Origin of the sequence: Dankookia sp. P2 (genome assembly GCF_050632255.1) — a bacterium.
Classification (GTDB): Bacteria; Pseudomonadota; Alphaproteobacteria; order Acetobacterales; family Acetobacteraceae; genus Paracraurococcus.
The window spans coordinates 2,673,936-2,687,341 of the sequence record NZ_CP192581.1 but is presented as its reverse complement, the minus strand read 5'-3'; the positions used below and the strand labels follow the sequence as shown (position 1 = coordinate 2,687,341).

The following is a 13,406-nucleotide window of genomic DNA, read 5'->3' as shown; positions in this document are numbered from 1 at the left end:
TCGAAGTGTTGCGCTTAAATGGAAGGCCTTTGAATCGGGCCTTCCCGGCACGCCCTTTCGGCCTTCGCGGACGCGACCGACCCGCCCGGCCGCGCGCCGCTGCCGGGCCTGGCATCGCCGGCACCGGCCCGGGCCGCGCCCGCAACTCGACAAGGATCGAATCCGCCAGCATCCTGGCCGCGGAGGAAGCAAGAAGATGCCCCAGCCTGTCGTATCGGCGGCCGATTGGCGCGCGGCCGAGCTCGAAGCCTCCGGCCGCTGGCTGCGCCGCCCGGATCCGGCCGCCATCGCCGACCTGCAGGCCGGTTTCGCCCGGCTCAGGGCGTCCGGCAAGCCGTTGCTGGAGATTACCCGTGAGGACATGCCGCTTGGCGCCTTCGCCGCGGTGCTGGCGGATGCGGCGCAGGAGCTGGAGCAGGGGTGCGGCGTGCGGGTGATCCGCGGCCTGCCGCTGCAGGACTACGGCGTGGAGGATTGCCGGCTGCTCGCCTGGGCGATCGGCACGCATCTCGGCGTGGCGCGGCCGCAGGGCAAGGCGAGCCAGTTGATCTCCGACGTGCGGGATGCCGGCGGCACCTACCGTGGCGGCGGCGGGCGCGGCTACAACACCAATGCCGAGCTGGACTTCCACACCGACGGCAGCGACGTCGTCGCGCTGTTCTGCCTGAAGACGGCGCGCCGCGGCGAGCTGTCCCGGCTGGCGAGCTCGGTCGCCATCCACAACGCCCTGCTGGCGACGCGGCCCGAGCTGGTGGAAGCGCTGTACCAGCCCTTCCCGCACAGCCGGCAGCAGGAGGAAGCCGCCGACGAGCCGCCGGCCTACCTGGCGCCGGTCTACGGGATGGCGGAGGGGCAGTTCGCCAGCCGCTACATCCGCAACCATATCCGCTCGACCCAGTCGATGGACGGCCAGCCGCGGCTGACCGCGCTGCAGCATGCCGCGCTGGACGCCATCCAGGATTTGGCGAGCACGCCGGAATTCTGCTTCTCGATGTGGCTGGAGCCGGGCGACCTGCAACTGCTGAACAACCACGTCGTCATCCATTCCCGCACGCATTACGAGGATTTCGAGGTGCCGGAGCAGAAGCGTCACCTGCTGCGGCTGTGGCTGGCGGTGCCGGGCGGGCGGCCGCTGCCGGACGGCTTGCTGGCGGCCTACAAATCCGTCGCGTCCGGCACGGTGCGCGGCGGCTTCAAGGGGCGCGGAGTGACGCCGGAGATGCAGGCCTGGCAGGCGCGCGCGGCCGCGTCGCTCGGCATGCGCGACACGCCCTACTGACCGGCCCGGGAGGCAACAGCCATGGCGATCACGCGGCGCAGCGCCCTGGGGGCGGCCAGCCTCCTCGTGCTGCCGGGCCTGGCGGCGGGGCAGGCTGCCTGGCCCGGCCGGCCGGTCACCATCGTGGTGCCCTATGCCCCCGGCGGCGGCACCGACATCTTCGCCCGCGCCGTGGCGGAAGGCATGCGGGAGGCGATCGGCCAGCCGGTGGTGGTGGAGAACCGCGCCGGCGCCAATGGCGTCGTCGGCGCCGAATACGTAATGCGGGCCCCGCCCGACGGCCACATGCTGATGGTCGCCACCGGGGCGCATGTCATCAACCGCTACTCAATGCCGAACATTCCCTTCGACCCGGTGCGCGACTTCACGCCGGTTTCCATGCTGTCCGGCTTCCCGCTGGTGCTGGCGGCGAATGCGAAGCTGCCCTTCGACGACATCGCCGGGCTGATCGCCGCGGCGCGGGCGAAGCCCGGCAGCATCGCCTTCAGCTCGACCGAGGCGGCAACCAGCTATGCCGGCACCTCCGCCGCGCGGCAGGCCGGCATCCAGCTGATCGAGGTGCCGTACAAGGGCAGCGGGCCGCAGCTCAACGACCTGGTGGCGGGGCATGTGCCGCTCGGCGTCACGAGCACCGTCGCGGTGCTGCAGCATGTGGCGGCCGGGACGGTGAAGGTGCTGGCCGTGACCTCGGCGAAGCGGTCCGCGCTGCTGCCGCAGGTGCCGACCATGGCGGAGGCCGGGCTGCCCGGCTACGAGTTCAACGGCTGGTACGGCATGTATGCGCCGCCGGGCATGCCGGCGGCGCTGGCGCAGCGCGTGTACGCCGCGGTGCAGGCCTCGCTGGACCGGCCGGCGATCCGGCAGCGGCTGTCGGAGCTCGGCGCGGACCTGGCGACCCTGGGGCCGGAGCCCTTCGCGGAATTCCTCGAACGCGACAACCGGCGCTGGGCGGAAGCGGCGGCGGCCGGCTTGGTGGCGGCGGCCAATCAGGATGCCCGCGTGCCGCGGCAGGCGGGTGCCGATGGCCTGGGCTGCGCTCCGACCCCGCTGCCCCGACTCTGCCAAGGAACGCCGCCGCATGAGCACGCCGACACGACCGACCCTGCGACCGCGTCCGGGCCGCATCGGCACCCTATCGCGGGCAGCGCTTGGCATCGCCTGTTGGACCGCACTGGCGAGCATCCTTGCGCCGCCGGCAGGCGCCCAGCCGGCGAACCCTCGGCTGACGATGATCGTTCCGGCTTCCGCCGGCGGCAGCACCGATGTCATCGCCCGCGTCCTGGGCGAGCACATGGCCCGTACCCTCGAGCGGAGCGTGGTGATCGAGAACGTGTCGGGCGGCGCCACGACCGTCGCCTCGGCGCGGACGGCGAGCTCGGCACCGGACGGGACGACGCTGCTCGTCGCGCAGCTGCCGCTGCTCGCCGCGCCTTTCCTCTTCACCGGGCTGCCCTACGACACCCGGACGGCCTTCGCGCCGGTCGGGCTCATCAATGCCGGCTATACCGTCCTGATGGCCCGCAAGGGGCTCGCGCCATCACCGGCCGCAGCCGTCGACTGGCTGCGCACGAAGGGCGAGCGGGCGAATATCGGCCATGGCGGGATCGGGAGCAGCGGGCATTTCTGCGCGCTGCTGCTGGCCCGCGCATTGGGCATACGGCCGGCCCTCGTCGGCTATCGCGGCGGCGGCCCGGCGATGAGCGACCTGGTCGGGGGCACGCTGGACCTGGTCTGCGACCAGTCGACGAATGCCGTCCCGCAGGTCCAGGCCGGTGCAGTCCAGGGGTCCTGGTCGCCGGGCCCGCCCGCATCCCCAGCATCCCGGAGGTGCCGGCAGCGGCGGAGCTGGCCTTGCCTGACGTCAGCCTGGCGGTATGGCACGGGATGTACGTGGCCCGCGCCACGCCGCGCACGGTCATCGATCGCCTGAATGCGGCGCTCGGCGCTGCCCTGGCCGATCCGGCCATCGCTGCCCGCTTCACCCAGCTTGGAACCAGCATCTTTCCGCCCGAGCGACGCACGCCGGAAGCGCATGCGGCGATGTTCGATGCGGAGTACGAACGCCTCGGCCAATTGCTCTCAGGAATGGGGATCACGCCCCGTACGATCGAGTAGGAGACCGGCGGGGCGGGCTCAGAACACGCCGGGATACTGCCCGCCGTCGAGCAGCAGGTTCTGCCCGGTCATGAAGCCCGCCTGCCGGCTGCACAGATAGGCGCACGCATCGCCGAACTCCGCCGGATCGCCGAAGCGCCCGACCGGCATGGTGGCGCGCTGGCGTTCCAGCTGCTCGGCGACATCGATGCCGGCCGCCTTGGCCCGGCTGGTCACGCCGCCGCGGAAGCGATCCGTCTCGAAGGGGCCGGGCAGAAGGTTGTTCATCGTGACATTGTGCCGCGCGACCTGCCGCGCGACGCCGCCGACATAGCCGGTCAGCCCCGACCGCGCGGCCGTGGACAGGCTGAGATCGGCGACCGGTCCCTTCACCGCCGAGGAGGTGATGTTGACGATGCGGCCGAACCGCCGCTCGATCATGCCGTCGATCACGCCCCTGATCAGCTCGATGGCGGCGACCATGTTGTCGTTGACCGCGGCCATCCACTGCTCGGCCGTGAAGCTGCGGAAGTCGCCCCGCGGCGGCCCGCCGGCATTGTTGACGAGGATGTCGACCCGCGGTGCCGCGGCGAGGATCGCCGCGCGGCCCTCCGGGGTCGTCACGTCGGCCGCGACCGCGGTCACCGCCACACCATGCGCCTGGCGGATGGCCTCCGCCGCGGCCTCGATATCGGTGCGCGTGCGCGCGGCGATGGTCAGGCTGACGCCTTCCCTGGCCAGGGAGTCGGCGCAGGCCTTGCCGAGACCCTTGCTGGCCGCGCAAACGACCGCGTGCCGGCCGGCTATGCCGAGATCCATCCTGCTGCCCTCCTGCTCGACCGTGATCTAGCTTCGCCGGCCGCCCCGCGCCGCATCCTCACGCCTCCCGCCGCACGTTGAGCGGCAGGGCGAGGCCGCGCCGCTCGACCCGCAACCCGCGCCGGTAGGCGCTGTCCACCTGGTAGATGCCGAGCGGCCAATAGGGCAGGTCGGTGAAGAACTGCGCCTGGATCCGCCGGCCGATGCGCTGCTGCGCCGCGGCGTCCGCCTCCTCCAGCCAGCTGTCGCGCAGGGCCTCCAGCGCCGGGCTGGACGGCCAGCCGAACCAAGCATCGCCGCCATTGGCCCGCAGCAGCGGATGGCCACCGGGGTTCAGCAGGTCCTCGGCGCCGAACAGCACCACCACGGCATTCCAGCCGCCCTGCGCCGGCGGATCCTTCCTGGCCCGGCGCTGCAGCATGGTGCCCCAGTCGGAGGTCGCGTCCTCCGGCGCGAAGCCGATCTTCTTCAGCAGGTCGTCCGCCACCATGGTGAGCGCGCTGTTGGTCTGCTGGTCGGCCGGGTGCAGCATCACCACCTTGGCGCCGGCGCGGCCGGTCGCCGCCAGCGCCGCGCGGGCGCGGCCGAGGTCGCGCGGCGCGGTCAACGCCTCCAGCCCCTCCTCGGAGGCGAGCGCACTGCCCGGTGGGAAGCAGCCAACGCCGTCGCGCCAGCGGCTGCGGTCCTCGCCGAACAGCGCCGCCATGAAGTCGGCCTGCGCCAGGGCCGGCAGCACCGCGCGGCGGACCGCCGGGTCGTCGAAGGGCGGGTGCAGGTGGTTGGGCCGCAGCATGGCGACCGTGCCGAGCGTCTCGATCCGGTCGAGCACCACGTCCCGCCGCCGCGCCAGCAGGGGTCGCAGGTCCGGGGTGATGCGCTCCCACCAGTCCACCTCGCCGGCCTGCAGCGCGGCCGCGGCGGTCGCGGCATCCTGGATGATGCGCCATTCCAGCCGTTCGAAGCCGGCGACCTTCGGGCCGGCGGTGACGCCCAGGGTGCCGACCGGGCTCGGGACGTAGCCGTCGTGGCGGCGGTAGACCACCTGCGAGCCGGCCCGGCGCTCCTCCGCCACGAAGCGATAGGGGCCGGAGCCGACGATCTCGGTCAGCGGGGTCGTCGCGGGCAGGGCGGCGAAGCGCTCCGGCATGATGAAGCAGGGATAGGAGGAGGACTTGCCGAGCGCGTCCAGCATGACGCCGAAGGGGCGCTTCAGGTGCATTTCGAAGCGCCGGTCGTCGAGGGCGCGGATCTCCTCGAGCCGTGCCGCGAGGGTCTGGCCATGCGTGTCGCGCGCCATCCAGCGGCGGATCGAGGCGACGGCATCGGCGGCGCGGACCGGCGCGCCGTCGTGGAAGGTCGGGCCCTGGCGCAGGGTGAAGGTCCAGCGGCGGCCGTCATCCGCGACGACATGGCCCTCGGCCAGCTGGGGCTGCGGGCGGAAGGCGGTGTCGAGCCCGTAGAGCGTGTCCCAGCAGAGATGCGCGTGGTTGCGCACCGCATAGGAGGTGGTGGCGAGCGGGTCGAGCACCGTGACATCGGCCTGCGGCACCATGCGGAGCGTGTGCGCGGCATCGCCCTGGGCGAAGGCCGGGGCGGCAAGAAGGCTGGCGGCGCCAGCGAGGAGGCTGCGGCGGTGAGGCATGCGGCAAGGGTGCCTCCGGATGCGCCGCGCTGCCAATGCCAAATGCCGCCGCCGAACGACCCCCTGGACACAGGGTGAAGGTGGTCGCCAAGCTCGGGCGGCAGGGAGGAGCCGTCCGGATGGCCATCATCGATTCACAGGTGCACGCCTACGAAGCGAACACGCCCCAGCGGCCATGGCATACCGTGCCGAACTGGCCCGACCACGTCACCGGCGACGAGATGGTGACGGCGATGGACAAGGTCGGCGTGGACGGGGCGATCTTCATCTCCGCCTTCTCCATGTACCGCTACGACGCCAGCTATGCGGTGGAGGTGCAGCGGGCGCATCCGGGCCGGCTGGCCATCGTCAAGCCGGTCGACCCGGACGATCCGGCGGTGGCCGATGTCATCGCCGACTGGAAGCGAACGCCCGGCGCCGTCGGGATCCGCATCATGGTGCCGAAGGAGTCCGGGCGCGCGGCGGACGATCCCGGCTTCGACCGGATCCTGCGCGCGGCGGTCCGGCACGATCTCCCGGTGAACATCCTGTGCTGGGACAATCTCGACACAGGCGCCGCGATCATCGACCGGCATCCCGAGACGCGCTTCATCATCGACCACCTGGGCATCCTGCAGCCGCGCGTGCCGCCTGCCCCGCCGCAGCCCTGGGCCGACCTGCCGAAGGTGCTCGACCTCGCCAAGCGCCCGAACGCGGCGATCAAGGTCAGCGGCGCCTGCACGCTGTCACGCCAGCCCTATCCCTTCCCGGATATCTGGGACCCGCTGGCCCGCGTGTTCGACGCCTGGGGCTTCGACCGCTGCCTGTGGGGCACCGACTGGACGCGCGCCTTCGCCGTCGTCAACTACGCGCAGGCGGTCGAGCCCTTCCGCGACACCGACCGGCTGAACGAGGAGGAGCGGGCCATGCTCATGGGCGGCGCCTGCGCCAGGGCCTATGGCTGGTCGCCGCGACGCGGCTAGGCTCCGAAGCAGGCCCTCGGCTCGGCACCGCCGGGGCCTGCGGCATGGCCCGCCGCAACCGCTGGTTGCCGCCCCGCAGCCGTTCGAGCAGGGCACGCAGGCCGATCGCACCCAGCGCACGGGCGCCACAAGCGTGAACGGGAGCCGCGGGCGCTCACCCGGCTGGCCGCGCGGTTGGGGCGCCCCGCCTCGCTACGGCATCACATCCGCCGCGCCGCAGGCCGCCGGGATCACCGCCTCCGCCGTCGCGCCGCCGGCCTGGTAGCGTTCCAGCAGGGCGCGGAAGCCGCGATAGGCCTCGCTCACCTGCTGCGCGTGGCGGGTCGTGCTCATTCCCACCAGCTCACGCGGCAGGCCGTCATTCTCCTCGACCAGTTGCTTCATGCGCTCCCGCACCCGGGCAGATTCGGCGCGGGTCGCCTGCTGGTAGTGGCTGCGCGCCGCCGCGGTGAAGGGACACTGGGCGAACCGCTCGGCCAGCGCGCGGCGGAACATCCGCCCGGCCAGCGCATCGCCGCAAGCATCGAACCGGTAGAGTGAGACGGCGAAGCCGCGCTCGAAGGCGGTCGGGTCGTCGAGCGTCGGCGCTCCCTGGGCCGGGGCTTGGGCCGAGGCAACGCCGCCAAGCAGCAGCGCGCCGCCGAGGATGGCCGCACGGATCATTCGGGCTGCTCCAGATAGACCGCCAGCGCGGCGATGTCGTCGTCGGTGAGGCCGCCGGCCGCCTCGTTCATCGCGGCGACGCCGACGCTCGGGCGGGCATTGGCGCGATAGTCGCGCAGTGCCTTGGCGGTATAGGCCCGGGTCTGGTGCGCGATGGCGGGCGCCGCCTGGCTGCCGCCGTAATTGTCCTGATGGCACGATGCGCAGCGATGCCGCGCCGCGGCCTGCTTGCCCTGGTCGTGCAGCGCCGGGTCGGGCGTGCCGGCCGGCGGGTTGGCGCGCGGCAGGGAGGCGAAATAGGCGCCGAGGTTGCGCAGTTCCTCATCCGTCAGATCGGCGGCCAACGGCCCCATGATCGGGTTTGCGCGGCGGCCGCTGCGGAAGAAGACCAGCTGCCATTGCAGGTAGCGTTCCCGCTGCCCCGCAAGCGACGGGATGGACGGGTCGGCGGTGATGCCTTCCGTGCCATGGCAGGTGACGCAGGTCTCGGCGCGCTGGCGGCCGGCCTCGATATCGGCGGCGGCGAGCGGCGTGGCGGAGAGGCACAGGGCCGCGAAGGCGGCCAGCACGGGGCGCATGCAGTGTTCCATGAGAGGCGGAACGCGGCCGCCCATCCGGTGCGGATGGGCGGCCGTGATCACGTCAGCGGGAATAGCTGATCCGGTAGATGGCGCCGGCCCAGTCATCCGCCACAAGGATGGAACCGTCCTTGGCCACCAGAATGTCGTTCGGCCGGCCCGAGTATTCCTGGTTGCCGGTGATCCAGCCCTCGGCGAAGACCTCCTGCTTGGCGTTCTTGCCATCGGGGTCCACCGTCACCCGCATGATCCGGCCACCCTGATACTTGTGGCGGTTCCAGGAGCCATGCTCGGCGATCAGGATGTTGTTCTGGTACTCGGCGGGAAATCGGCTGCCGGTGTAGAACTTCATCCCGAGCGGGGCGACATGCGCGCCGAGGTTCAGCGCCGGCGGCGTGGACTCGTCGCATTTGTGGCCCATGGCGAATTTCGGATCCGGCATGTCGCCCTGGTGGCAGTAGGGATAGCCGAAATGCTGGCCGAGCCGGGTGACGTGGTTCAGCTTGTCGCTCGGCAGGTCGTCGCTGATCCAGTCGCGGGCGTTCTCTGTGAACCAGTACTGGCCGGTGCGCGGGTCGATGTCGCCGCCTACGCTGTTGCGGACGCCGAGCGCGATGATCTCCGCCTGGCCGTTCGGGTGCACGCGGCGGATCTGCGAGACGCTGGTCGGCGGGATGCCGATGTTGAAGGGCGGGCCGAAGGGCAGGTACATCGCGCCCTCCTTGTCGGTGACGATGTACTTCCAGCCATGCGCGACATAGGGCGGCATGTCGTCATAGACGACGACCGGCTCCGGCATCGCGTCCAGCTTCGACTCCGCGCCGTCGTAGCGCAGCAGCTTGTCGATCGCGATGACGTAGAGCGCGCCGTTCCGGAAGGCCAGGCCGGTCGGCATGTTGAGGCCCTTCAGGATTGTCTTGACCTCGCGCTTGCCGCCCTTGTCGGTGACCGCATAGACGTTGGTCGCGCCGAAGGAGCCGACGAAGAGCGTGCCGTTGTCGCCCCAGGCCATCTGCCGCGCCTCGGGCAGGCCGGAGGCATAGACCTCGATCTTGAAGCCGGGCGGCAGCTTGATCCTCTTGAGGTTGTCGTTCAGCTCGGCCAGCGGGGTCGGGGTTGCCGGCCCGACCGGCGGGGCGAGGCCCTTCTGCGCCTCCGTCTCGTCGCCCAGGAACCAGTCGGGAGGCGGGTTCTGCCAGAAGCTGGGCTTGCTGCTGTCGTAGCTTTTCAACTGCGCGTTGGCGGCGCCGCGACCGAGCATGAGTCCCGCTGCGATGATTGCCGGCCCGACGACGCGCTTGCGGCGGGCGAAGGATGTTCTGGTCATGGACGACCCCCAAGGTCTTCTTCTCACGGCGCCGTTCGGGTACCGCTGCCGCCAGCGAACCACGCGCCGCGCGGCGATTGCAAGCATCTCTAAGGGAGAATGCTACGCCACCTCGCGCTTCGCCGCGCGAAGGTCGGCGACGAAACGATCGTACTCGCGCGCCTTGCTCTCGGGGTCGGGCAGCCGCAGCAGGTAGGAGGGATGCACGGTCGGGAAGACGCGCAGGCCGTCCGGCGTTTCGATCAGCTCGCCGCGCACCTTGGTGATCGCCAGCGGCTTGCCGGTCAGCGCGCGCAGCGCCGTGGCGCCGAGCGAGACGACGAGCTGCGGCGCGACCAGCTCGATCTCCCGTTTCAGGAAGGGGCGGTAGTAGGTGATGTCGCCGGCATCGGGCGACTGATGCAGGCGGCGCCGGCCGGTCGGCTTGAACTTGAAATGTTTCACCGCATTGGTGACGTAGGCGGCCGGGCGGTCGATGCCGGCTTCCTCGGCGGCGCGGTTGAACAGCCGTCCCGCCGGCCCGACGAAGGGCCGGCCGGCAAGGTCCTCCTCGTCGCCCGGCTGCTCGCCGACGAAGAGCAGCGGCGCGCCGGGCGGGCCCTCGCCGAAGACCAGCTGGGTCGCCGCGGCGGTCCAGGGCGGCAGGTCGTTGCGGCGTTCCAGCTCGGCGCGCAGGGCGGCCAGGGCGGCGGCGGGGTCTTCGGTATGGGAGAAGAGGTCTGCAGACATGGGCAGGGCAACCTCCGGCATGGCTTGTGGTTGCAGGCTGCGCTGGCGGCGGGGCGCGGCGGGCGTCGCGCCGCGCGCCACCATCTCGGCGACGCGCTGCGGCGCTTCCGCCATCAGGCGGGGGATGTCGCGGGCTTCCGGCAGGTTCTTCCAGTACTTCACCGGCATCTCGGCCCGCATCGCGTCCGGCTTCATGCGGGCGGGGTTGAAGATGCTGCGGTAATAGGCGCGCCAGAGTTCCTCGTGCGCATCCTCGGGCGGCGCCTCGGCCCGGGTGCCGCCGGCGCCAATGCGCAGCGTCTCGCCATCCCAGTGCGCGCTCGCCTCCGGCGTCAGGATGGACCAGCGCAGCGCGGCGAAGCGGCGGATGAAGAAGCCCGCCTCGGCTTCCAGGATGTGGTGGTCGGGCTCGAACCAGGCGACGTAGCGCTCGCCCTGCTCGGTTTCGATTCCGCGGAAGCGGAGGAAGGCGTGCAGCTTGTGCGCGTCCCGCCGCACCGCCTTGGCCATGGCCTGCAGCCGGACGATGTCGGCATCGGTCGCCACCTGCATCAGCCCGTGCTCGCCCCGTACGATCCGCCACAGGATGCGGTAGAGCAGGGCGAAGCGTTCCGGGTCGCGGTGGCGGATGGCGATCTCCGCCTGCTCGAGGAATGCGCGCGGCACGCTGGCGGTGACGGGGGCGGCCTCGGCGGGCGGCGGCGCGCCGCCGAACAGGCCGGGCTGGTCGCCGAGGACGCGCCACTCCACCCGCTCCGGCGGCACCCCGGCGGCCAGCAACCGACGCGCCTGCTGCCGCCAGGCGGCGAAATCCGCCTGGCCCGGCAGCAGGATGCCGACGCCGTCGCTCATAGCAGCGCCAGCTGCACCGGCCGGGCCTGCGCGGCAAAGCCGGTGCGCGGGGCGACGATGCCGCGCAGGTCGGCGCGGTCCAGCAGCCCGCCGCGCGGCCGGTGGTCGGCGGTGACCAGGAAGGGCAGCAGCTTCGCCAACGGCAGCCGCAGCCGGCCAAGGTCGTCGCTGCGGATGCTGCGATGCCGCCGGGCCGAGAGCAACCGGTCCACCGTCTTCGCCCCGAGCCCCGGCACGCGCAGCAGCATCTCCCGCGGCGCACGGTTGACGTCCACGGGGAAGCGGTCGCGGTGCTTCAGCGCCCAGGCCAGCTTGGGATCGATGCCGAGGTCGAGGTGGCCGTCCTCGCCGCCCGCCATGATCTCCTCCAGCTCGAAGCCGTAGAAGCGCAGCAGCCAATCGGCCTGGTACAGCCGGTGTTCCCGCACCAGCGGCGGCGCCGCCGGCGGCAGCAGCGACGAGGCATCGGGAATCGGCGAGTAGGCGGAGTAGTAGACCCGCCTGAGGCCGTAGCTGCCATAGAGGTTGGCCGTGGTCCCCAGCACCGCGCGGTCGTCGGCCGCATCGGCGCCGATGATCATCTGCGTGCTCTGCCCGGCCGGGGGCGAAGCGCGGCGCGGCGGCGCGGCCTTCGGTGCGCTTCGCCTCGCGCGCCTCGTCGATCCGCAGCCGTATCCGGGCCATGGCGCGGCGGATGCCGGGGGCGTCCTTTTCCGGCGCTAGCGTCTTCAGGCTTTCGGCCATGGGCAGCTCGATGTTGATCGAGAGGCGGTCGGCATAGAGCCCGGCCTTGGCCAGCAGCTCCGGCGCCGCGTCTGGGATGGTCTTCAGGTGGATGTAGCCGCGGAAGCCGTGCACCTCGCGCAGCTGGCGGGCGACCTCGGTGATCTGCTCCATCGTGTAGTCCGGGGAGCGGATGATGCCGGAGGAGAGGAACAGGCCCTCGATGTAGTTGCGGCGGTAGAAGTGCAGCGTCAGCTCCACCAGTTCCCGCACCGTGAAGCGGGCGCGCTGCACGTTGGAACCGGCGCGGTTGATGCAGTAGGCGCAGTCGAAGACGCAGGCATTGGTCAGCAGCACCTTCAGCAGCGAGACGCAGCGGCCGTCCGGCGTATAGGCGTGGCAGATGCCCATGCCTTCCGTGCTGCCGATCCCGCCCTTGCGGCTGTCCCGCTTGTCGGTGCCCGACGAGGCGCAGGAGGCGTCGTATTTCGCGGCATCCGCCAGGATCTCGAGCTTGCGGCGCAGTTCCATGGGGGACCTTCCATTGAGTTCACTATATGTTCTGTAACGATCGCGGCGCAACCCCCTTGCCATCGGCGTCCCCCGGCGCAGACTGGCCTGAACGCAACTTGGGGGAGATTCCATGGGCAACCGCATCGCCATCATCGGCGCCGGTGCAGTCGGCGGCTATGCCGGCGCGCATATGGCCCAAGCCGGGGAGGACGTGACCTTCGTCGACATGTGGCCCGAGCATGTCGAGGCGATGCGCGCCAAGGGCTTGCGCATCTCCCACATCAAGGACGTGCCGGGATTCACCGTGCCGGTGAAGGCGATCCACCTGACCGAGCTGCAGCAGGTCTCGAAGGAGAAGCCCTTCGACATCGCCTTCATCTGCACCAAGTCCTACGACACCGCCTGGGCCACCATGATGGTGCGGCAATACCTGGCGCCGGGCGGCTTCTGCGTCTCCCTGCAGAACTGCATGAACGAGGAGACGATCGCCGAGGTGGTCGGCTGGGGCCGCACGCTCGGCGCCATCGCCTCCTCCATCACCGTCGAGCTCTGCGAGCCTGGCCATGTCCGTCGCGCCTCCGGCAAGGCGGCGCCGCGCATACGGTGTTCCGGGTGGGAGAGGTGCATGGCCGCATCACCGAGCGTGCCAACGAGATCGGCCGGCTCTGCGCGCTGTCGGACAGCTGCACCGTGACCTCCAACCTCTGGGGCGAGCGCTGGTCGAAGCTGGTGACCAACGTGATGGGCAACGGCATGTCGGCCTCCACCGGGCTGATCAGCCGGGACATCCTGCTGGACGACACGCTGCGGGCCTTCACCGCGCGCCTTGGATCGGAGGCGATCCGGGTCGGCCAGGCGCTCGGCTATACGCTCGAGGAGATCCACCACATCGACCCGGAAGTGATCGCCCGCGCCGGTGAGGGCGACGCCGCCGCCCGCCAGGAATACGATGAGCATCGCCTGGCCGAGGCGCGCAAGCCGGGCGGCGGCGCCCACCGCCCCTCGATGGGCCAGGACATGGTGAAGGGAAGGCGGACCGAGATCAGATTCCTCAACGGCTTCGTCTGCGACAAGGCCAAGGATGTCGGCATTGCCACCCCTGCGAACGCGGCGCTGACCGATATCGTCAAGCGGGTGGAGCGGGGTGAGATCCCGGCCGACCCGAAGCACATCCGCGAGCTGCGGCTGAACTGAGGAAAAGGCCGGGGAGAAGGTATTCTCCCCG

Annotated in this window: 11 protein-coding genes and 2 pseudogenes; 6 read left to right on the top strand and 7 right to left on the bottom strand. The window is 71.2% G+C overall.

What is annotated here, in order from left to right:
* The first annotated feature begins 196 nt into the window (after positions 1-196).
* The 3 genes and pseudogenes from ACQ86J_RS15935 (at position 197) to ACQ86J_RS15925 (ending at position 3,209) form a co-directional block, all read left to right on the top strand.
* On the top strand, positions 197-1,279 hold the full coding sequence (locus ACQ86J_RS15935; RefSeq protein ID WP_431271868.1) for a TauD/TfdA family dioxygenase: 1,083 nt from the start codon (positions 197-199) through the stop codon (positions 1,277-1,279).
* A gap of 21 nt (positions 1,280-1,300) precedes the next feature.
* A pseudogene (locus ACQ86J_RS15930) lies at positions 1,301-2,167 on the top strand (Bug family tripartite tricarboxylate transporter substrate binding protein); the annotation flags it as partial.
* Positions 2,058-3,209 carry a tripartite tricarboxylate transporter substrate-binding protein gene (locus ACQ86J_RS15925; RefSeq protein ID WP_431272422.1) on the top strand — a complete coding sequence of 384 codons (1,152 nt, stop codon included), beginning with the start codon at positions 2,058-2,060 and terminating at the stop codon, positions 3,207-3,209. The pseudogene ACQ86J_RS15930 and the gene ACQ86J_RS15925, both read left to right, overlap by 110 nt.
* Before the next feature lie 203 nt (positions 3,210-3,412).
* On the opposite strand, the gene ACQ86J_RS15920 is transcribed toward ACQ86J_RS15925, so the two are convergent.
* On the bottom strand, positions 3,413-4,192 hold the full coding sequence (locus ACQ86J_RS15920; protein WP_431271867.1) for an SDR family oxidoreductase: 780 nt from the start codon (positions 4,190-4,192) through the stop codon (positions 3,413-3,415).
* 58 nt (positions 4,193-4,250) lie between these two features.
* Entirely contained in the window at positions 4,251-5,834 is a 1,584-nt protein-coding gene (locus tag ACQ86J_RS15915; RefSeq protein WP_431271866.1) for an ABC transporter substrate-binding protein, read from the bottom strand.
* A gap of 119 nt (positions 5,835-5,953) precedes the next feature.
* Between ACQ86J_RS15915 and ACQ86J_RS15910 the strand changes: the two genes are divergently transcribed.
* Positions 5,954-6,796 (top strand): amidohydrolase family protein, encoded by an 843-nt coding sequence (locus ACQ86J_RS15910; RefSeq protein WP_431271865.1) that lies wholly within the window; start codon positions 5,954-5,956, stop codon positions 6,794-6,796.
* 192 nt (positions 6,797-6,988) lie between these two features.
* Here ACQ86J_RS15910 and ACQ86J_RS15905 read toward each other — a convergent pair whose 3' ends face one another.
* The 5 genes and pseudogenes from ACQ86J_RS15905 to ACQ86J_RS15885 form a co-directional block, all read right to left on the bottom strand.
* Positions 6,989-7,459: a hypothetical protein gene (locus ACQ86J_RS15905; RefSeq protein WP_431271864.1), complete on the bottom strand. Its 471-nt coding sequence runs from the start codon at positions 7,457-7,459 to the stop codon at positions 6,989-6,991.
* Positions 7,456-8,037, bottom strand: coding sequence for a c-type cytochrome (locus ACQ86J_RS15900; protein ID WP_431271863.1), 582 nt, complete (start codon positions 8,035-8,037; stop codon positions 7,456-7,458). The genes ACQ86J_RS15905 and ACQ86J_RS15900 overlap by 4 nt, the downstream gene beginning before the upstream one ends.
* Before the next feature lie 64 nt (positions 8,038-8,101).
* Positions 8,102-9,364 (bottom strand): PQQ-dependent sugar dehydrogenase, encoded by a 1,263-nt coding sequence (locus ACQ86J_RS15895; RefSeq protein WP_431271862.1) that lies wholly within the window; start codon positions 9,362-9,364, stop codon positions 8,102-8,104.
* Between the two features lie 102 nt (positions 9,365-9,466).
* Positions 9,467-10,945: a UdgX family uracil-DNA binding protein gene (locus tag ACQ86J_RS15890; RefSeq protein WP_431271861.1), complete on the bottom strand. Its 1,479-nt coding sequence runs from the start codon at positions 10,943-10,945 to the stop codon at positions 9,467-9,469.
* Positions 10,942-12,199: pseudogene (locus ACQ86J_RS15885) on the bottom strand (putative DNA modification/repair radical SAM protein). Before ACQ86J_RS15885 ends, ACQ86J_RS15890 begins: the two are co-directional and overlap by 4 nt.
* A gap of 112 nt (positions 12,200-12,311) precedes the next feature.
* On the opposite strand from ACQ86J_RS15885, the gene ACQ86J_RS15880 reads away from it, so the two are divergent.
* Positions 12,312-12,875 carry a ketopantoate reductase family protein gene (locus tag ACQ86J_RS15880; protein WP_431271860.1) on the top strand — a complete coding sequence of 188 codons (564 nt, stop codon included), beginning with the start codon at positions 12,312-12,314 and terminating at the stop codon, positions 12,873-12,875.
* On the top strand, positions 12,785-13,375 hold the full coding sequence (locus ACQ86J_RS15875; protein ID WP_431271859.1) for a ketopantoate reductase family protein: 591 nt from the start codon (positions 12,785-12,787) through the stop codon (positions 13,373-13,375). The genes ACQ86J_RS15880 and ACQ86J_RS15875 overlap by 91 nt, the downstream gene beginning before the upstream one ends.
* Positions 13,376-13,406: the final 31 nt, after the last annotated feature.